General features: G+C 45.1%; 18 protein-coding genes and 2 tRNA genes. 17 read left to right on the top strand and 3 right to left on the bottom strand.

Annotated elements, in window-relative coordinates:
• Positions 1-114: 114 nt before the first annotated feature.
• Entirely contained in the window at positions 115-411 is a 297-nt protein-coding gene (yhbY, locus tag R7Z41_RS20410; RefSeq protein ID WP_005380066.1) for a ribosome assembly RNA-binding protein YhbY, read from the bottom strand.
• 138 nt (positions 412-549) lie between these two features.
• Here yhbY and rlmE point away from each other — a divergent pair, with 138 nt between their 5' ends.
• The 17 genes from rlmE (at position 550) to R7Z41_RS20325 (ending at position 18,630) form a co-directional block, all read left to right on the top strand.
• A complete protein-coding gene (rlmE, locus tag R7Z41_RS20405; RefSeq protein ID WP_005388985.1) occupies positions 550-1,179 on the top strand; it encodes a 23S rRNA (uridine(2552)-2'-O)-methyltransferase RlmE in 630 nt (209 codons plus the stop codon).
• A gap of 108 nt (positions 1,180-1,287) precedes the next feature.
• A complete protein-coding gene (gene ftsH / locus R7Z41_RS20400; RefSeq protein ID WP_017635895.1) occupies positions 1,288-3,261 on the top strand; it encodes an ATP-dependent zinc metalloprotease FtsH in 1,974 nt (657 codons plus the stop codon).
• 52 nt (positions 3,262-3,313) lie between these two features.
• Positions 3,314-4,144, top strand: coding sequence for a dihydropteroate synthase (gene folP, locus R7Z41_RS20395; protein ID WP_017820419.1), 831 nt, complete (start codon positions 3,314-3,316; stop codon positions 4,142-4,144).
• A gap of 19 nt (positions 4,145-4,163) precedes the next feature.
• Positions 4,164-5,504 carry a phosphoglucosamine mutase gene (gene glmM / locus R7Z41_RS20390; RefSeq protein ID WP_005388992.1) on the top strand — a complete coding sequence of 447 codons (1,341 nt, stop codon included), beginning with the start codon at positions 4,164-4,166 and terminating at the stop codon, positions 5,502-5,504.
• Positions 5,505-5,724: 220 nt separating this feature from the next.
• Positions 5,725-6,063 carry a preprotein translocase subunit SecG gene (gene secG / locus R7Z41_RS20385; RefSeq protein ID WP_005380080.1) on the top strand — a complete coding sequence of 113 codons (339 nt, stop codon included), beginning with the start codon at positions 5,725-5,727 and terminating at the stop codon, positions 6,061-6,063.
• A gap of 16 nt (positions 6,064-6,079) precedes the next feature.
• Positions 6,080-6,163, top strand: a tRNA-Leu gene (locus tag R7Z41_RS20380).
• Between the two features lie 56 nt (positions 6,164-6,219).
• Positions 6,220-6,296 (top strand) — tRNA-Met (locus R7Z41_RS20375).
• A 225-nt stretch (positions 6,297-6,521) separates the two neighbouring features.
• A complete protein-coding gene (rimP, locus tag R7Z41_RS20370; protein WP_005386424.1) occupies positions 6,522-6,977 on the top strand; it encodes a ribosome maturation factor RimP in 456 nt (151 codons plus the stop codon).
• 36 nt (positions 6,978-7,013) lie between these two features.
• Complete coding sequence (nusA, locus tag R7Z41_RS20365) at positions 7,014-8,501, top strand: transcription termination factor NusA (protein ID WP_053306752.1); 1,488 nt, start codon at positions 7,014-7,016, stop codon at positions 8,499-8,501.
• A 22-nt stretch (positions 8,502-8,523) separates the two neighbouring features.
• Positions 8,524-11,235 carry a translation initiation factor IF-2 gene (gene infB, locus R7Z41_RS20360; protein ID WP_005380086.1) on the top strand — a complete coding sequence of 904 codons (2,712 nt, stop codon included), beginning with the start codon at positions 8,524-8,526 and terminating at the stop codon, positions 11,233-11,235.
• A gap of 114 nt (positions 11,236-11,349) precedes the next feature.
• On the top strand, positions 11,350-11,745 hold the full coding sequence (rbfA, locus tag R7Z41_RS20355; protein ID WP_005380087.1) for a 30S ribosome-binding factor RbfA: 396 nt from the start codon (positions 11,350-11,352) through the stop codon (positions 11,743-11,745).
• Entirely contained in the window at positions 11,745-12,698 is a 954-nt protein-coding gene (truB, locus tag R7Z41_RS20350; protein WP_005380088.1) for a tRNA pseudouridine(55) synthase TruB, read from the top strand. Before rbfA ends, truB begins: the two co-directional genes overlap by 1 nt.
• Positions 12,699-12,839: 141 nt before the next feature.
• Positions 12,840-13,109, top strand: a complete 270-nt coding sequence (rpsO, locus tag R7Z41_RS20345; RefSeq protein ID WP_005380094.1) for a 30S ribosomal protein S15 — start codon at positions 12,840-12,842, stop codon at positions 13,107-13,109.
• A gap of 292 nt (positions 13,110-13,401) precedes the next feature.
• Positions 13,402-15,537, top strand: a complete 2,136-nt coding sequence (pnp, locus tag R7Z41_RS20340; protein ID WP_005380098.1) for a polyribonucleotide nucleotidyltransferase — start codon at positions 13,402-13,404, stop codon at positions 15,535-15,537.
• A gap of 178 nt (positions 15,538-15,715) precedes the next feature.
• Positions 15,716-16,636 (top strand): lipoprotein NlpI, encoded by a 921-nt coding sequence (gene nlpI, locus R7Z41_RS20335; RefSeq protein WP_005380101.1) that lies wholly within the window; start codon positions 15,716-15,718, stop codon positions 16,634-16,636.
• Between the two features lie 100 nt (positions 16,637-16,736).
• Positions 16,737-17,159 carry a MarR family winged helix-turn-helix transcriptional regulator gene (locus R7Z41_RS20330; RefSeq protein WP_318136407.1) on the top strand — a complete coding sequence of 141 codons (423 nt, stop codon included), beginning with the start codon at positions 16,737-16,739 and terminating at the stop codon, positions 17,157-17,159.
• Between the two features lie 124 nt (positions 17,160-17,283).
• A complete protein-coding gene (locus tag R7Z41_RS20325) occupies positions 17,284-18,630 on the top strand; it encodes an MATE family efflux transporter (protein ID WP_151515092.1) in 1,347 nt (448 codons plus the stop codon).
• 51 nt (positions 18,631-18,681) lie between these two features.
• On the opposite strand, the gene R7Z41_RS20320 is transcribed toward R7Z41_RS20325, so the two are convergent.
• Positions 18,682-19,560 (bottom strand): U32 family peptidase, encoded by an 879-nt coding sequence (locus R7Z41_RS20320; RefSeq protein WP_031781039.1) that lies wholly within the window; start codon positions 19,558-19,560, stop codon positions 18,682-18,684.
• A 20-nt stretch (positions 19,561-19,580) separates the two neighbouring features.
• Positions 19,581-20,594: a peptidase U32 family protein gene (locus tag R7Z41_RS20315; protein WP_005386427.1), complete on the bottom strand. Its 1,014-nt coding sequence runs from the start codon at positions 20,592-20,594 to the stop codon at positions 19,581-19,583.
• Between the last annotated feature and the right edge of the window lie 2 nt (positions 20,595-20,596).

Here is a 20,596-nt window from a genome sequence, read left to right as displayed (position 1 = left end):
CTAGGGCGGTAAAAATATCAAAGACCCGATACCCTGTTAATCGCTACGCGGCTCCTCTTAAGTGAACTACATTGCGCCTCAGGCGACCTTTTTTCTTCAGCAACGTAAGTAGAGTTACTTACGAGGGATTTCGATTTTACGCTCTTCAGACTGGCGGTATAGCACAAGCACTTTACCAATAGTCTGAACTTTTTCAGCGCCCGTCTCACGTACGATAGCGTCGATGATTAGCTGTTTTGTTTCACGATCTTCCGAAGCAACTTTTACTTTGATAAGTTCGTGATGGTTAAGAGCGATTTCAATTTCTGCTAGCACGGCTTCTGTAAGTCCATTTGCGCCCATTAGCACAACAGGTTTTAAACTGTGAGCTAGGCCTTTAAGGTGCTGCTTTTGTTTGGTGCTTAGGTTCATTACGCGGCCAATTTTCTTTAAAATAAGGGTTGAAAAAAGCTATTTTAACGCCATCTATTGCTGAAGACTATAATTTATTGAGTAATAGGTAGCGCCTATTAAAACAATAGCTCCAATTTGTGCCTTGTTGGGATTAAAATGAGTAAACAAAAACATTCGGCTAGTTCTGGTCGTTGGTTGAAAGAACACTTTGATGATAAATACGCGAATGAAGCCCGAAAAAAAGGCTACCGCTCACGTGCTTATTTCAAGATCGATGAGATTCAAACGAAAGATAAATTGTTAAAGCCTGGAATGACAGTCGTCGACTTGGGGGCCGCGCCGGGCGGATGGTCTCAATATGCTGCTAAGATAGTAGGGGACAGTGGTCAGATCATTGCGTGTGACTTGCTTCCTATGGACCCGATTGCTGGCGTTAGCTTTTTACAAGGCGACTTTCGTGATGATGCGGTATTGGAAGCTTTGCTAGAAAGGATCCAACCTTCCATGGTAGACGTAGTAATGTCTGATATGGCGCCTAACATCGCGGGAAACAATTCTGTTGATCAACCTCGCGCTATGTATTTAGTTGAATTAGCTTTAGATATGTGTCGACAAGTTCTAGCGCCTAATGGTAGCTTTGTCGTAAAGGTTTTCCAAGGGGAAGGCTTCGATCAGTATGTGAAAGAAGTCCGAGACATGTTTAAAGCCGTAAAAATTAGAAAACCAGACTCATCGCGAGCTCGCTCTCGAGAGGTCTTCGTCGTAGCCACTGGTTACAAAGGTTAACCATTTTGCTCTCTTGAGAGCGTGTTAACACTATAGCTACAGTTAATGAACTGTAGTACCCTACCTTTAATTACAATTAGTTATCGAGAGGCTTACACCTTGAGTGACATGGCAAAAAATTTAATTCTGTGGCTTGTTATCGCCGTCGTATTGATGTCGGTATTCCAGAGCTTTGGCCCTGGAGAAAGCAATGGCAGAACCGTGGATTACACCACGTTTGTACAGGAAGTTGGCCAAGGCCAGATTCAAGAAGCAACTTTTAAAGACGGTGAAATTAGCTTTGTTCGTCGTGGCGGCGGTGCCAAAATGGTCACTTACATGCCAGTGTATGACCAAAAGCTTCTAGATGACCTAATTAACCAAAACGTGAAAGTACAAGGCACGCCTCCAGAAGAGCAAAGCTTGCTTGGTACTATCTTCATCTCTTGGTTCCCAATGATCTTACTAATTGGTGTGTGGATTTTCTTCATGCGTCAAATGCAAGGCGGCGGTGGTAAAGGCGCCATGTCTTTTGGTAAGAGCAAAGCTCGAATGATGAGCGAAGAACAAATCAAGACAACTTTTGCTGACGTTGCTGGTTGTGACGAAGCAAAAGAAGACGTGAAAGAACTGGTGGACTACCTACGCGATCCAAGCCGCTTCCAAAAACTGGGCGGTAAGATTCCAACGGGTGTTCTAATGGTTGGTCCTCCTGGTACGGGTAAAACGCTTCTAGCGAAAGCCATTGCCGGTGAGGCGAAAGTACCATTCTTTACTATCTCTGGTTCTGATTTCGTAGAAATGTTCGTTGGTGTTGGTGCATCTCGTGTGCGTGACATGTTTGAACAAGCAAAGAAAGCTGCACCTTGTATCATCTTTATCGATGAGATCGATGCGGTAGGCCGTCAACGTGGCGCAGGTGTTGGTGGTGGTCATGATGAACGTGAACAAACACTAAACCAAATGCTCGTTGAGATGGATGGTTTCGAAGGTAACGAAGGTATTATCGTTATCGCTGCGACTAACCGTCCGGACGTGCTAGACCCTGCGCTACTGCGTCCTGGTCGTTTTGACCGTCAAGTGGTAGTTGGTCTTCCAGATGTACGTGGCCGTGAACAGATCCTAAAAGTTCACATGCGTAAGGTCCCTCTAGCGGGTGATGTAGAGCCTTCTCTCATCGCACGTGGTACTCCAGGCTTTTCTGGTGCTGACCTAGCAAACTTAGTTAACGAAGCAGCTCTGTTTGCTGCGCGTGGTAACAAGCGCAACGTTTCTATGGTTGAGTTTGAACTTGCGAAAGACAAAATCATGATGGGTGCCGAGCGCCGTTCAATGGTGATGTCTGAGGAAGTGAAAGAGTCAACCGCATACCACGAAGCGGGTCACGCGATTGTTGGTCGCTTGGTTCCTGAACACGATCCAGTGTACAAAGTGTCTATCATTCCACGTGGTCGTGCGTTGGGTGTAACAATGTACCTTCCAGAGCAGGACCGCGTGAGTATGTCTCGCCAACACCTAGAATCAATGATTTCTAGCTTGTACGGTGGTCGTTTAGCAGAAGAACTTATCTACGGTGCTGACAAAGTATCAACCGGTGCTTCTAATGATATCGAGCGCGCAACAGATATTGCTCGTAAGATGGTTACTCAATGGGGTTTCTCTGAAAAGCTTGGCCCTCTGCTGTATGCAGAAGATGAAGGCGAAGTGTTCTTAGGGCGTAGTGTAACTCAGACTAAACATGTGTCTGACGATACAGCGAAGTTGATTGATGACGAAGTTCGTCAGATCATTGACCGCAACTACGATCGTGCGAAGAAGATTCTTCAAGAGAACATGGATATCATGCATGCGATGAAAGATGCGCTGATGAAGTATGAAACCATTGATGCTCGCCAGATTGATGACTTAATGGAGCGCAAAGCTGAAATTCGTGAGCCTGCGGGCTGGAGTGATAACTCAGCAAGCAAACCAGAAGACAGCGACAAGCCTCAAGCAAAGCAAGAAGTTAAAGAAGAAGCAACGGAGACTGCGAAAGATGCAGAACAGCCTAGCTCTTCTGAAACAACTTCTAACGAAGCGCCTGAAAAGAAAGACTCTGAATAAAGAGTATCGATAATATTAAACCCCGAGTTATCTCGGGGTTTTTGTGTTTATGATGATGATTACAGCAAATAACAAATCTTTGGACCTTTCGCGTCCACATGTCATGGCCATTCTAAATGTGACACCGGATTCCTTTTCGGATGGCGGTAAATACAACTCAATTGAACTTGCTCTTGCTCAAGTTGATAAAATGATAAAGGCTGGTGTAAGTATTGTTGATGTTGGTGGTGAATCGACAAGACCTGGTGCACCGGATGTGTCTTTGGAAGAAGAGCTTAGGCGTGTTGTCCCAGTAATCAAAGCCATTCGTGAAAAGTATGATGTGTGGATTTCCGTTGACACCAGTAAAGCAGAAGTGATGCGTCAAGCAATTGATGCTGGGGCTGATTTGATCAATGACATCCGCTCGCTGCAAGAGCCAGGTGCTCTGGAAGTCGCAGCAGAAGCAAACCTTCCAATTTGTCTGATGCATATGAAAGGTCAGCCTAGGACCATGCAAGTTGACCCTCATTATGATGATTTAATGGGGGACGTGTCGGCTTTTCTAGAAGAACGTATCGCGGCGTGTGAAGCAGCAGGGATTGATAAATCTCAACTGATTCTCGATCCTGGGTTTGGCTTTGGCAAAACAATCGAACACAATTATCATATGCTTGCTCATCTTGAAAAGTTTCATGAATTCGGCCTGCCTATTTTGGCTGGCATGTCTCGTAAATCCATGATCTTCAAACTGTTAGACAAGCCAGCGGCAGAGTGTACGAACGCAAGTGTTGTTTGTGCTACGATTGCCGCGATGAAAGGCGCGCAGATCATTCGCGTGCATGACTTTGAAGAGACAATCGAAGCAATGAAAGTTGTTGAGATGACGAAAAACAATATTTAAAAATAATAAAGGAAAGTTTATGTCGAATGAAAGACGTTACTTTGGTACTGACGGTGTGCGCGGTAAAGTAGGACAATACCCAATCACTCCAGACTTCGTACTTAAGCTTGGCTGGGCTGCTGGTCGTGTACTAGCGAAACAAGGCACAAAGAAAGTTATCATAGGTAAAGATACACGTATTTCAGGTTATATGCTTGAATCTGCACTAGAGGCAGGCCTTGCAGCTGCGGGACTTAAAGCAACATTTACTGGTCCCATGCCAACTCCAGCTGTGGCATATTTAACTCAGACTTTCCGTGCCGAGGCTGGTATTGTGATTTCTGCATCACATAACCCATATTACGACAACGGAATTAAATTCTTTTCTTCTGAGGGTACTAAGCTACCTGACGATATCGAATTGGCGATCGAAGCTGAGTTAGATAAAGAAATTGAATGTGTGGAGTCTGCTGAGCTTGGTAAAGCAACCCGTCTAAATGATGCAGCTGGTCGTTACATCGAATTCTGTAAGAGTACTTTCCCATCTGAGTTGAGCCTTGCGAACTTTAAGATCGTAGTAGACTGTGCGCACGGTGCAACGTACCACATCGCTCCAAATGTCTTCAAAGAACTTGGGGCAGAAGTTATCGCTATGGGCGTAGAGCCTAACGGCATCAACATTAATGAAAAAGTGGGCGCAACAGACGTACGAGCACTTCAACAGCGTGTTGTTGAAGAGCAAGCGCACCTTGGTCTCGCATTTGATGGTGATGGTGACCGCATCATTATGGTCGATCACCTAGGTAACAAAGTTGATGGTGACCAAATTGCTTATATCATCGCTCGTGATGCTCTTCGTCGTGGTGAGCTAAAGGGTGGTGTTGTTGGTACACTAATGACTAACTTGGGTATGGAAAATGGTTTAAAGCAGCTAGGCATTCCGTTTGTACGTGCCGCTGTTGGTGACCGTTATGTCATGGAGCAACTGCTAGAAAAAGGTTGGAAAATTGGTGCTGAAAACTCAGGCCATGTGATCTTATTAGATAAAGTCACAACCGGCGATGCGATTGTTGCTGCACTTCAAGTACTTGCTTCTGTAATTGGCAGCGATATGTCTTTATATGAACTATCGCAAGGAATGACACTATATCCTCAGGTTTTAGAAAATGTCCGTTTCTCAGGAGAAAGTAACCCTCTTGAAGCTACAGCTGTATTAAACGCTGTCGCTGAAGTAGAGGCGACACTTGGTGATAAAGGGCGTGTACTGCTGCGTAAGTCTGGCACTGAGCCTTTGATCCGCGTTATGGTGGAAGGCGAAGATGGTGAACTAGTTCAACACTCAGCATTGAAAATCGCTGAGGCTGTTAAAGCAAGTTGTTAATCATTGCGTTAAAGCATGTCTTGAATGAAAAGGGCATCTTTTGCCCTTTTTTTGAGCGCTTAACGCATTGGCATTGATTTTTTACTAATTTTCCCTTGTCAGCGTTACTGGCTTTCGCTAGTATTGCTCCGCCTCCCGTTAGGAGGTCGCTAGCCTTGTTCATAATGATTTATTCTTTTGAACGGCGCTGGCTCAACAATTTGGAACATAGGTGGAAAAAATGTTTTCAGTTCTACTTGTGATTTACCTGTTGGCAGCGCTTGGTGTGATTGGCCTTGTGTTGATTCAACAAGGTAAAGGCGCAGATATGGGAGCCTCGTTCGGTGCTGGTGCTTCAAACACAGTGTTTGGTGCTGGCGGCTCAGGTAATTTCTTAACCCGAACAACTGCTATTTTAGCAACCGTATTCTTTATCGTTAGCTTGTTACTTGGTCGTATGTCTACGCACCAGACTGAATCACAATGGGTAGACCCAACGTTAGGTCAACCAGTTGTTGAACAAGTTAAGGATGCAGCGAGTGAAGTTCCTGCCCCAGCGGGTGATGAAATTCCTCAATAAGCTGTAAGGTTTTGATGCCGAGATGGTGAAATTGGTAGACACGCTAGCATGAGGTGCTAGTGCCTTAGGTGTGAGGGTTCGAGTCCCTCTCTCGGCACCATGTATTTACAAACTTGTAAATCACTTGTTTGCGAGTATAATGCTCAGCAAGTCGGACGCGGGGTGGAGCAGCTTGGTAGCTCGTCGGGCTCATAACCCGAAGGTCGTCGGTTCAAATCCGGCCCCCGCAACCAATCTCTTTCTTTAAAAGGAAATCGTAGATTGGCAAGTTTGCGTAGTGCTAACCACACTACGAGTTAAGAAAAGCAATTGTTGGCTATTCTTAACGTATCAGGGTCCAGCAGCATAAAACCCCGACTATCGGGGTTTTTTGTTATCTGAGCTTTTTGAAATAGCTCAGATACTGCTTGGTTTTTTGATTGGGCTCTGAGCCCTTTTTTTGTTTCTGGAGTGGTTAAATGACTGGTTTAGAAAGACAACTTACTGAAATGCTTGACGCGCCAGTAGCGGCATCAGGTTATGAGTTAGTTGGATTAGAATTCATTCGTGCAGGCGCGCACTCAACGTTACGTATCTACATTGACCATGAAAATGGTATTAACGTAGACGACTGTGCAGAAGTTAGCCACCAAGTTAGTGCAGTTTTAGACGTTGAAGATCCAATTTCTGTTGCTTACAGCCTAGAAGTGTCTTCTCCAGGTTTAGAAAGACCACTTTTTAAAGCAGCACATTACGAGCAATTTATTGGTCACGAGGTCAGCATCGTATTGAAAATGGCTGTAGCAAACCGTCGTAAGTGGAAAGGTATTATCCACGGTGTTGATGGCGAAACAGTGACAATTACTGTAGACGGTCAGCAAGAAGAGTTTGCTCTAAGTAACATTTCCAAAGCTAACCTGATCCCTAAATTTTAGTTCCCTAAAAAAGTTTAAGCTTAGAGGCTAAATACAATGAGTAAAGAAATTTTAGCGGTAGCAGAAGCGGTATCGAACGAAAAAGCGGTACCTCGTGAGCGTATCTTTGAGGCTCTTGAGATTGCTCTAGCAACTTCTACAAAGAAAAAATACGAAATCGAAATCGACGTACGTGTTGCCATTGACCGTAAAACCGGTGAGTTTGTCACTTACCGCCGTTGGTTAGTTGTTGATGACGTTGAGAACCCTACAAAAGAGATCTCACTAGAAGCAGCGCAATACGAAGATGACTCAATCGGGCTTGGCGACTACGTAGAAGACGAAATCGAATCTGTAACGTTTGACCGTATTACGACTCAAACTGCTAAACAAGTTATCGTTCAAAAAGTTCGTGAAGCTGAGCGCGCACAAATCGTTGAACAGTTCATCGACAATGAAGGTGATCTAATCACTGGTGTCGTGAAAAAAGTAAACCGTGACACAATCGTGCTTGATCTTGGTAATAACGCTGAAGCGGTAATCCTGCGTGATGACCAACTTCCTCGTGAAAACTTCCGTCCAGGCGACCGCGTACGTGGCCTTCTTTACAAAGTCGCGCCTGAAGCACGTGGTTTCCAATTGTTCATCACTCGTTCTAAGCCAGAAATGTTGGCAGAACTGTTCCGTGTTGAAGTGCCTGAAATCGCAGAAGATATTATCGAGCTTAAAGGCGCAGCACGTGATCCTGGTTCTCGCGCTAAGATCGCTGTCAAAACAAATGACAAACGTATCGACCCTGTAGGTGCGTGTGTTGGTATGCGTGGTGCACGTGTACAAGCTGTTTCTGGCGAACTTGGTGGGGAGCGTATCGATATCGTTCTTTGGGATGATAACCCAGCTCAATTCGTTATCAACGCAATGGCGCCAGCTGATGTTGCTTCTATCATCGTTGATGAGGATGCACACTCAATGGACATCGCAGTTGAAGCTGACAACCTAGCGCAAGCTATTGGTCGTAACGGTCAAAACGTGCGTCTAGCATCTCAACTAACCGGTTGGGAACTGAATGTTATGACAGTTGCTGATCTTCAGAAGAAACACGCTGAAGAATCACAAGCATCTATTGAAAACTTCATGAAGTACCTAGATATTGAAGAAGACTTCGCTCAACTTCTTGTTGAAGAAGGTTTCTCAACGCTAGAAGAAATCGCATACGTGCCAGTTAACGAGCTACTAGAAATCGATGGTTTGAATGAAGAACTAATCGAAGAGCTTCGTGGACGTGCAAAAGATGCACTAACGACGATCGCACTAGCACAAGAAGAGTCTTTTGAAGGTCTAGAACCAGCTGAGGACCTACTTGCACTTGAAGGTCTTGAGCGTGAGATGGCATTTAAATTGGCAGCGAAAGGTGTAGCGACACTGGAAGATCTTGCTGACCAAGGTATTGACGATTTAGAAGGTATCGAAGGCCTGACCGAAGAACGTGCAGGTGAGCTAATTATGGCCGCACGTAACATCTGTTGGTTCGGCGAAGAAGCATAATTTTCGGCAAGGAGGAAGCGGCATGACACAATTAACAGTTAAAGCACTGAGTGATGAGATTGGTACGCCAGTCGACCGCTTGATTGAACAACTTGCTGACGCTGGCATTAAAAAGGCGAGCTCTGACAATGTTACTGATGAAGAGAAGCAGAAGCTTCTCTCTCATTTAAAGAAAGAACACGGTGATAAATCAGGTGATTCAGAGCCGACTCGCCTTACGCTTCAGCGTAAAACTCGTAGTACACTTAGTGTGAACGCGGGTGGTGGTAAGAGTAAGAATGTTCAGGTTGAGGTGCGCAAAAAACGTACATACGTGAAGCGCAGCACAATTGAAGATGAAGCGAAACGTGAAGCTGAAGAAGCAGCACAACGTGAAGCAGAAGAAGCAGCAAAACGTGCAGCAGAAGAAGCTGCAAAACGTGAAGCTGAAGAAGCTGCGAAACGTGAAGCTGAAGAAGCTGCAAAACGTGAAGCGGAAGAAAAAGCGAAACGTGAAGCTGAAGAAAAAGCGAAGCGAGACGTAGATACGAATGCACAACGTAATGCTGAAGAAAAAGCAAAGCGTGATGCTGAAGAGAAAATTAAGCAAGAAGCAGCGCGAAAAGAGGCCGACGAGCTTAAACGTCGTCAGGAAGAAGAAGCTAAGCGTAAGGCTGAAGAGGAAAGTCAGCGCAAGCTTGAAGAAGCTCGCGAATTGGCTGAAAAGAATAAAGAGCGTTGGTCTGCTGCAGAAGAGAAAAAGGGTGATATGGAAGATACAGATTACCATGTAACGACTTCACAATACGCACGTGAAGCCGAAGATGAAGCAGATCGCAAAGTAGAAGGCGGTCGTCGTAAGAAGAAAAAAGCAGCTTCGGGTAAAGACGACCAAGCTCGCGGTGGCCGTAACAACCAACGTGGCGGTAGAGGTCGTAAGGGCAAACTTGCTAAGCCGACTTCAATGCAGCACGGGTTTGATAAGTCAGCAACGGTTGCTAAGCAAGACGTTGTAATTGGCGAAACGATCGTTCTATCAGAACTTGCTAACAAGATGTCGGTTAAAGCGACAGAAGTTATCAAAGTAATGATGAAGATGGGCGCTATGGCGACTATCAACCAAGTGATCGACCAAGAAACAGCACAACTTGTTGCTGAAGAAATGGGCCATAAAGTAGTTCTTCGTAAAGAGAACGAACTGGAAGAAGCGGTACTATCTGACCGTGACACTAACGCGGAAGCAGTTCCACGTGCTCCAGTTGTTACTATCATGGGTCACGTTGACCACGGTAAAACGTCAACACTTGACTACATCCGTCGCACACACGTTGCTTCTGGCGAAGCGGGTGGTATTACTCAGCACATTGGTGCGTACCACGTTGAAACAGACAACGGCATGATCACGTTCCTTGATACTCCTGGACACGCAGCGTTTACTGCAATGCGTGCTCGTGGTGCTCAAGCAACAGATATCGTTGTTCTTGTAGTTGCAGCAGACGATGGCGTAATGCCACAAACAGTAGAAGCGATTCAGCACGCGAAAGCGGCAGGCGTTCCTCTAATTGTTGCTGTGAACAAGATCGATAAAGAAGACGCGAACCCAGATAACGTTAAGAACGAGCTTGCTCAATACGACGTTATTCCTGAAGAGTGGGGCGGTGAGAACATGTTCGTTCACATCTCTGCTAAACAGGGTACAAACATCGATGGTCTTCTAGAAGCAATCCTTCTTCAGTCTGAAGTTCTTGAACTTACAGCTGTAGCTGAAGGCATGGCATCTGGTGTTGTTGTTGAATCTCGCCTAGATAAAGGTCGTGGTCCAGTTGCAACAGTACTTGTTCAATCAGGTACACTAAACAAAGGCGACATCGTTCTTTGTGGTCAAGAATACGGCCGTGTTCGTGCAATGCGTGATGAGCTAGGTAAAGAAATTACTTCGGCTGGCCCATCTATCCCTGTAGAGATCCTAGGTCTTTCAGGTGTACCATCTTCAGGTGATGAAGCAACAGTAGTTCGTGACGAGCGTAAAGCGCGTGAAGTAGCTAACTACCGTGCTGGTAAGTTCCGTGAAGTGAAACTTGCTCGTCAGCAGAAATCTAAACTAGAGAACATGTTCTCTAACATGACTGCTGGTGAAGTTGCTGAACTTAACGTTGTACTTAAAGCAGACGTTCAAGGTTCTGTAGAAGCAATCGCAGACTCACTAGTTAAGCTATCTACTGACGAAGTTAAAGTGAACATCGTTGGTTCTGGTGTAGGTGGTATTACGGAAACTGACGTAGTACTAGCGGAAGCTTCAAACGCAATCATCCTTGGCTTTAACGTTCGTGCAGATGCTTCTGCTCGCCGTGCTGTTGAAGCCGCAGCTGTTGACTTACGTTACTACTCAATCATTTACCAATTGATTGATGAAGTGAAACAAGCAATGGGCGGTATGCTTGCTCCAGAATTCAAGCAAGAGATCATTGGTCTTGCTGAAGTTCGTGACGTGTTTAAGTCACCGAAACTGGGCGCTATCGCTGGTTGTATGGTTACAGAAGGTGTGATCAAGCGTAACAACCCAATCCGTGTACTACGTGATAACGTTGTTATTTACGAAGGTGAACTAGAGTCACTACGTCGTTTCAAAGATGACGTTCAAGAAGTTAAGAATGGCTACGAATGTGGTATCGGCGTTAAGAACTACAATGATGTTCGCGTTGGTGACCAAATCGAAGTCTTCGAAATCGTTGAAATTAAACGTACTCTAGACTAATTGACTAAAATTACTAATATTGTCTTTGAAAGATAAGTAGTAATTGGTTGTTGAATACACCATGGGGGGCTGGCTTTGACCAACCCCCCATTCTTTCTATATAAGAGTAAAGATATGTCAAAAGAATTTAGCCGCACGCAGCGCGTTGCACAGCAGCTGCAAAAAGAACTAGCGATGATCCTTCAACGTGAAGTTCGTGACTCTCGCCTTGGCATGGTGACGATCTCAGACGTAGAAGTCTCTCGTGACCTAGCTTACGCAAAAGTATTTGTGACCTTCCTGTGTGTGGGTGAGCAAACACCAGAATCATGTCTAGCAGCGCTACGTGAGCACGAAGTGCACATTCGCATGATGTTAGGTAAGCGTATTCGTCTACGTTTAACGCCAGAAATCCGCTTCCACTATGACAATACGCTTGTTGAAGGTATGCGTATGTCTAACCTAGTGTCTGAAGTCGTTAGTTCAGACAAACAAAAGCAAAAAGATTCTGGTCGTGAGGACGAAGAATAATGGCTCGTCGTCGTAAAGGTCGTCCAATTAATGGCGTTATACTGTTGGACAAACCAACAGGTATCTCTTCCAATGATGCACTGCAAAAAGTAAAGCGAATCTACTTTGCTGAGAAAGCAGGCCACACTGGAGCCTTGGACCCATTAGCGACAGGCATGCTGCCAATTTGCTTGGGTGAAGCGACAAAATTTTCTCAGTTTCTTCTTGATTCTGATAAACGCTACCGCGTGATCGCAAAGCTGGGTGAACGTACCAATACGTCTGACTCGGATGGTGAAGTTGTAGAGACGCGTCCAGTCGATGTTACGTTAGACAAGCTAGAAGCGTGCATCGATCAGTTCCGTGGTGAATCTGATCAAGTGCCTTCCATGTTCTCTGCGTTGAAGTATCAAGGTAAACCCTTGTATGAATACGCTCGTAAAGGCATCGAAGTTCCGCGTGAATCTCGTAAGATCACGGTATATGAGATTGTTCTTCACCGTTTTGAAGGCGATGAAGTAGAGATGGAAGTGCACTGCTCTAAAGGTACCTATATTCGTACTATCGTTGATGATCTGGGCGAAATGTTAGGTTGTGGTGCGCACGTAACTATGCTTCGTCGTACTGGTGTTGCTAAATACCCTTACGAGAATATGGTAACACTTGAGCAACTAAATGAGTTGCTAGAGCAAGCTCACCGCGAGGAACGAGCGCCTCGAGAACTACTGGACCCACTGCTTTTGCCAATGGATACAGCGGTAGAAGACTTACCAGAAGTCAACTTGGTGCCTGAACTGGCGAATATGGTCCAACATGGGCAGCCCGTTCAAGTATTTGGTGCTCCGACTGAGGGCTCACTTCGCCTTACTATGGGTGAAGAACGCTTGTTTATTGGCGTTGGCGAAATGAACGAAGATGGCAAAATCGCTCCTAAGCGATTGGTCGTGTTCCGAGATGACGTTGCATCCAAGTAAATGATTGAAAATACCGACCTGAGTGTCGGTATTTTTATATTGCACGAGATAGGAAATTTCCCTATAATCCGCGCTTCGCGTAGCGGCTGAATCAGAGATTGGCTGCTACAACTTTAAACCTACTCTTATTAGGAGAGAATTATGTCTCTGAATGCAGAAACTAAAGCAGCAATCGTTGCAGAATACGCACAAGGCGAAGGCGACACTGGTTCACCAGAAGTTCAAGTAGCTCTACTTACAGCTTCTATCAACCACCTACAAGGTCACTTCAAAGCGCACAAAGGCGATCACCACAGCCGTCGTGGTCTTCTACGCATGGTTTCTCGTCGTCGTAAGCTTCTAGATTACCTAAAAGGTAAAAACCTAGCTCGCTACCAAGACCTAATCAAACGTCTAGGCCTACGTCGCTAATCAGCGACTGCATAGCAGTTTGTCTAAAAAGGGGCTTTATGCCCCTTTTTTGTTGCCTAAATTTAGCCAAATTAGACTTATGCCGTTATAATACTGGCGGCTAAACCTTGTAAGAGGTTTTCTCAAAAGCTCATAGCATTACAGTCAACCACGTCGACCAAAAGGTCGCGACTATTCAAAAGGAATTTCCGAGTTTCTTTTTACTAGTCGCGATTCGTAATGCCTTGAGTGTCAATTAACACATCTAAGATTTCTTTAAGCACTAAAGGAAGATTAGAAACAAGGAATAACAATGTTCGAAAAACCAGTTGTTAAAACGTTCCAGTACGGTAACCACACAGTTACTTTAGAAACTGGCGTTATTGCACGTCAAGCTACAGCAGCAGTTATGGTCACAATGGATGATACGTCTGTATTCGTATCTGTTGTAGGTAAAAAAGAAGCCGTTGCAGGTCAAGACTTCTTCCCACTAACGGTTAACTACCAAGAGCGTACTTACGCTGCGGGTAAAATCCCAGGCGGCTTCTTCAAACGTGAAGGTCGTCCTTCTGAAGGCGAAACGCTAACAGCTCGTCTAATCGACCGTCCAATCCGTCCGCTATTCCCAGACGCGTTTAAAAACGAAGTTCAGGTTATCGCGACAGTAATGTCTGTAAACCCAGATGTTCAGCCAGATATCGTTACAATGATCGGTACTTCTGCTGCTCTTGCTATCTCTGGCATTCCATTCAACGGCCCTATCGGTGCGGCGCGTGTTGGTCATATCGATGGTCAGCTTGTACTTAACCCTAGCCAAACTGAACTAGAAACTTCTAAGCTTGACCTTGTTGTTGCAGGTACAGAGTCAGCAGTACTGATGGTTGAGTCAGAAGCGGACAACCTAACTGAAGAAGAAATGCTAGCGGCGGTTGTTTATGGTCATGACCAACAACAAGTTGCTATTCAAGCTATCAACGAATTCAAAGCAGAAGTTGCAACTCCTGCTTGGGATTGGGTTGCTCCTGAAGAGAACACAGCGCTTAAAAATAAGATTGCTGATCTAGCAGAAGCTAAACTTGTTGAAGCTTACCAAATTACTGAGAAAATGGCTCGTTACGACCGCATCCATGAGATCGCTGCGGAAGTAAATGAAGTTCTTCTTGCTGAAGATCCTGAAGCAGACACAAAAGAAATCCACACTATCTTCCATGATCTAGAGAAGACAGTAGTACGTAGCCGTATTATTGCAGGTAACCCTCGTATCGATGGTCGTGAAAAAGACATGGTTCGTGCACTAGATGTACGTACTGGTGTTCTTCCTCGTACTCACGGTAGCGCGCTATTCACTCGTGGTGAAACTCAGGCGATCGTTACGGCAACGCTAGGTACTCAGCGTGATGCTCAAATCATCGATGAGCTAACTGGTGAGCGTAAAGATCACTTCCTACTGCACTACAACTTCCCTCCATACTGTGTAGGTGAAACTGGTTTTGTAGGTTCTCCTAAGCGTCGTGAAATCGGCCACGGTAAACTGGCGAAGCGTGGTATTGCTGCAGTAATGCCTTCTGTTGATGAGTTCCCATACACAGTACGTGTTGTATCGGAAATCACTGAATCTAACGGTTCATCTTCAATGGCTTCAGTATGTGGTACTTCTCTTGCGCTTATGGACGCAGGTGTACCAATCAAAGCATCTGTTGCTGGTATCGCAATGGGTCTTGTTAAAGAAGGTGACGATTTCGTTGTACTTTCTGACATCCTTGGCGATGAAGACCACCTAGGTGACATGGACTTTAAAGTAGCAGGTACTAACACTGGTATCACTGCACTTCAAATGGACATCAAGATCGAAGGCATCACTAAAGAAATCATGCAAATTGCGCTTAACCAAGCTCAAGGCGCACGTAAGCACATCCTATCTGTAATGGATGAAGCTATCTCTGGTGCTCGTGAAGACATCTCTGAATTTGCTCCGCGTATTCACACGATGAAGATCAGCGCTGAGAAGATCAAAGACGTTATCGGTAAAGGTGGTGCAGTTATCCGTGCTCTAACTGAAGAGACTGGTACAACTATCGAAATCGAAGACGACGGTACTATCAAGATTGCGGCAACTGAAGGCACTGCTGCGAAAGAAGCTATCCGCCGTATCGAAGAGATCACTGCTGAAGTGGAAGTGGGCCGTATCTACACAGGTAAAGTTGCACGTCTAGCTGACTTCGGTGCATTCGTAACGGTTCTTCCAGGCAAAGATGGTCTTGTACACATTTCTCAAATCGCAGAAAAACGCGTAGAGAAAGTGTCTGACTACCTAGCTGAAGGTCAAGAAGTTCAAGTTAAAGTTCTTGAAATCGACCGCCAAGGCCGTGTACGTCTAAGCATGAAAGAAGCGGTAGAAAAGCCAGCTGAAGAAGCTGCTGCTGAAGCACCGGCTGCTAAAGACGAGTAAGACAAAATGAGACTTTCAGCCTTTTATTAGATTAAGGGCCTGAAAGCATGTTATAAAAGGGGAGCATTTTCGCTCCCCTTTTTTGGTTTGTTTCGATGTATTAACCTCAAACGAGGTTATCGCCTATATTGCATTAAGAGAAACAAATCTTGAGCGGTCCAAACAGGAGTATCAATTAGTGAAATGGTTTCAAACCGCAATTTTATGTGTTGCTATCGCGCTGACCGGTTGTGCAAATACTTCTCAACAATCAGCACAAAAGTGGTTATATCCACCGATGGCGGTGCCACTTCAGCCTAGTGTTCAACAAGAAGTACAAATCGCGCGTCTATCGCAGTTGCTACAACGTCCCGACCTTAGTGATGAAGTGCGCGCTAAAATGCATTATGAGCGCGGTAGCTACTACGACAGCGTTGGTTTGCGTGATCTTGCCCGTTTGGACTTTAACCAGTCTTTGCAGTTGAATCCCGCTCAGCCGGACATCTTCAATCTCTTGGGGGTATACTTTACCCAAGTAGGAGAGTTTGATGCGGCATATGAAGCGTTTGACTCGACCATAGAGTTGGCTCCTGATAATACCTATGCTGAGCGCAACCGTGCGATTGCACTGTATTATGGTGGCCGAATCGATCTCGCTTTAGAAGATATGACCAAGCATTATCAAGAAATGCCAACGGATCCTTTTCGTTCATTATGGCTGTACATCATCGAAGCTGAGCAAAATCCAGAGCAAGCAAAAGCCAATCTTCAACAGCGTTATTTACGTGATCGCAGTGAAGAGTGGGGGTGGGTTCTTGTTGCTATCATGCTGCGAGATGTCTCGGACGAAGACGCGCTTAAAGCAATTATGGATGGAACAAGAGAGAATTATCGCCTAGCTGAACGATTGACGGAAACGTATTTCTACCTTGGAAAGCGTAATCAGCTTGAAGGTGATATCGCAAGTGCCATCTCACTTTATAAGCTCGCGATTTCGTTCAACGTTTACGATTATGTTGAGCATCGCTATTCTTTCTTGGAATTGGCGCAAATCTACGATCAATTACAGCAAGATAGATTGGCCAAGTTAAAGGCTGCCAAGAAGCTGGAAATTGAATGATTTAGAGCCGCTCGATGAGAGCGGCTTTTTTTTATGATTGAACTTGATGAGTGACTCATTTAAAATAGTTAGTCTTGCTAACTAAGTGGTGGTGGCTTTTATGGCATTAGAAGAAAGCTTGATTGATTTAGAGCGTTTTTGCGCCAAAGCTTGGCGTGTCTATGCCAAAGAAGATCCATTATCACATCTAAGCTTTAATGAGTTCGATTATTTACGTGTGATTCAGGTTTACCCTGAGGGTGTGCGAATAACCGATCTTGCAGAAGAGCTGCATGTGACTAAGCCTTCCGCGTCGACAATGGTTGTGCGTCTGGAAAAAAAGGGTTTGGTGAAACGCATCGCATGTAATGAGGATGCTCGTGCTAAGCGTGTGTTGCTTACAGAAGAAGTCGCAGAAAAAATGTCTTTGGAGCAGGTAGTGTACAAAGATATCTCTGAACAAATGATGCAACAATTAAATCAGCAAGAAGCTGAGCAGTTACAAGCTTTACTGAATAAAGCATTGAGCAATAAGTCATTTTAAACTAAACCAAAGGCCTCCGCTGTACGCATTAGCCTTTGGTGTTTCATTTTTCTTTTATTTAATTTAACCATTTAGTTAGCCTTGCTAATTAAATGGTTAGCTTTGCTAACTACTGGTGGCAGTCATGCAAAACTCAATTTATAGACAGTTTTGGAAATATACGATTCCAACCGTCGCAGCAATGCTCGTAAACGGTTTGTATCAAATAGTTGATGGCATTTTTATTGGCCGTTATGTTGGCGCTGACGGATTAGCTGGGATCAATGTTGCGTGGCCTATTATCGGTTCGATCCTCGGTATAGGAATGATGATTGGGGTGGGGACTGGTGCACTGACCTCGATCAAGCAAGGAGAGAATGATCATGAAGGCGCTAAGCGAATCCTAACGACCGGATTGACGTTGTTAGCGGCATTGATGCCAATCGTTGCTACAATATTGTTCTTGTTTTCGGATGAATTTATTCGCTGGCAAGGAGCGGAAGGGCGAGTGTTTGAACTTGCGCTGCAATATTTGCATATTCTGATTGTCGCGTGCGTATTCACGTTGGGTTCTATCGCGGTTCCGTTTCTGTTACGCAATGACGACAGCCCGAACTTAGCAACGATTTTGATGGTCATCGGTGCCGTTATTAACATCGTATTAGACTACGTATTTATTGCTTGGTTGGAGTGGGAGTTAACCGGAGCCGCTATTGCCACTGCACTTGCACAATTAGTAGTCACTGTGCTCGGTATTGGTTACTTCTTTACTTCAAAAGCAACATTACGCCTTCGTATCCGCGACTTCAAAGTTCAGGTTGATGCTGCACCAAAGATTATCATGATAGGTACATCAAGTTTCTTTATGTATGCCTACGGCTCTGTGATGGTGGCACTGCACAACGCGTTATTTGCTCAATACGGAAGTGCAATGTTGATCGGAGCGTACGCGATTTTGGGGTACATCGTGACGGTTTACTATCTGATAGCCGAAGGAATTGCGAATGGTATGCAGCCTTTAGTGAGCTTCAACCACGGTGCACGTAATCAGGATAACATTAGAAAGTTATTAAAGGTCGCGATGGGGACATCTGTGCTTGGTGGGGTGGCGTTCGTTGTTTTGATGAACCTTTTCCCGTACGAACTGGTTGCGGTGTTTAATAATGCAGACCAACAGTTGATTGATAGCACGGTGATCGGGATTCGTTTACACATGTTTGCGTTGTTCTTAGATGGTTTTTTAGTTGTGGCGGCCGCGTACTATCAATCAGTAAACAAAGGCAGCAAAGCCATGTTTGTAACACTAGGCAACATGCTGGTCCAGTTGCCATTCTTATTCATTATGCCGAAACTTTTCGGCGTGACAGGCATTTGGTTAGCTTTCCCATTGTCTAACATTGCATTGAGTTTGGTCGTGATCAGTATGTTGTGGCGAGATGTGAAAAAGCTGCTTAATGAGAGTTCTGTCGAACCAAGGGTGCAAGCCTGCTAACAAAAGCTAACAGATAAAAGCGAGGGTAGACCTCGCTTTTTTCTTTAAGGATTAAATGTTTTTTACTTCTAAGCCCGCTAGTTGATGCCAATAGCCATTGCATTGGCGGCTTTCGAGCTTTTCAGGATTATCGCCGTATTCGTTTGAGCGAAAACGCTCTAACTCTGAAAAAGTATCGATACCAAGAGGGCTTAATCGGATCACATCAACCAGTCCTTTCATACTTGGTAAGTCATTGATGAGGTTGTAGCAATACCCTGATTGTGTCTGAATGCCGTTAAGGTTAAAGACTTCTTGTCCTTCTTGGCTGCTGACCTGGATACCCGTAGGGTATTTGATACAGCAGGTTTCGCAATCGTCTTTCGCTCGGTTTTCAGCTCGGGCTGTGAAACAGCGAGCGGAATACGCTAAAGGCAAATAACCGTGGCTAAATACCTCAACTTCAAACTTGTTACGAATACCAAGCTCGTCACACTGAACCAAAGTATCGTTTAACCATTCGCGAGAGAGCTCGACAGGCATGCACCAACGCATCATACCTTGCTTCAAAAATAAGTTGAGCGTGTGTGCGTTATAAGTATTGATTGCAGGGCCAACGACGAAAGGCACTTTATGCTCTGATGCCAATTGAACAGCAGATACGTCATTTGCTTCAATCGCGAAGTCACCGTTGTCGATGTACTTCCTCATTATGTTTACTTCACTCGGAGCTTCCAGTAGTGCCATTGTTGATAGCACCACTTGCTTGCCAGATGCGGACAGCTCTTTTGCGATTTCAAGCCAATGCGAAGGCTTCATTTCTCGACGTTTTGAACATACGGTTTCCCCAAGATAGATGATGTCCGCGGAGCTTGATTTCGCTTGTTCATAAAACGCTTCGATGTCTTGTTTTGGCCAGAAGTACAACAGCGGGCCAAGCGCGTATTTCATTGAATTATCCATCTTAACCTCTACTGCCATTTGCGGTGATAAGCACCAAGTGTGGTCTGCGTACCTTCAGACACGTTTGCCAATGCGGCATCCCAAGCCGCTTCGACTTGATAAGCTTCTGGGTTTGCTTGGTAACGGTCAATCGCGGCTCGCCATGTTCGAGTGACTTGTTCTACGTAAGCTGGGCTACGTTGGCGACCTTCAATTTTTACAGACGCCACATTTGCAGCAAATAGTTCTGGCAGCATAGAGAGGGTGTTCAAACTGGTTGGTTCTTCCAGTGCGTGGTAGCGTTTTTTCTCGCCTTCGATTTCTGCTTCGAAACGACCTTTACACAAGGTAGGGTAGCCCGCATTTTCACCGGCGCTGTAGCGATCGATCAAAATGTCGTTAAGGCGGGATTCCAGACCATTTTCTGTTTCTTGCCAGCGAACGTACTTAGCTGGAGAGCATGCTCCCACAGTGTTTGGAGACTCGCCTGTCATATATGACGATAGGTAGCAGCGACCTTCAGACATGATGCAAAGGCTACCAAAAGCAAAGACTTCTAACTCGACATCGCTAGTGATGTTGCGTGAAAGCTGTTTGACCTGATGAATCGATAAAACGCGAGGTAATACTACCCGTTTTACGTTGAAGTTTTGTTTGTAAAAATCAATGGCTGCGACGTTGGTCGCTGATGCTTGCACTGAAAGGTGTAGTTCCAGATCGGGATATTTGCGAGCCGCGTACTCCAGCACTGCAATGTCTGCAACAATCAGCGCGTCTACACCCAGTGCCGCTGCATTGTCTACTGCGTTCGTCCAGCGCTCGAAGCCATTGGGATGAGCGAAGGTATTCAACGCGACATGAATTTTTTTATTGCGGTCATGAACGTATTGCACCGCTTTTTCTAATTTCTTGCCGTTAAAGTTGAGGCCAGCAAAGTGACGGGCGTTGGTATCATCTTTGAAACCAATGTAGACGGCATCGGCACCGCAATCAATCGCAGTTTTTAACGCAGGCAGGTTACCCGCGGGACACAAGAGTTCCATAT

The sequence above is a fragment of the Vibrio sp. 1457 genome (assembly GCF_033340195.1).
GTDB lineage: Bacteria > Pseudomonadota > Gammaproteobacteria > Enterobacterales > Vibrionaceae > Vibrio > Vibrio alginolyticus.
The sequence above is the reverse complement of the archived record's forward strand: the minus strand, read 5'-3'. Positions and strand labels throughout refer to the sequence as shown.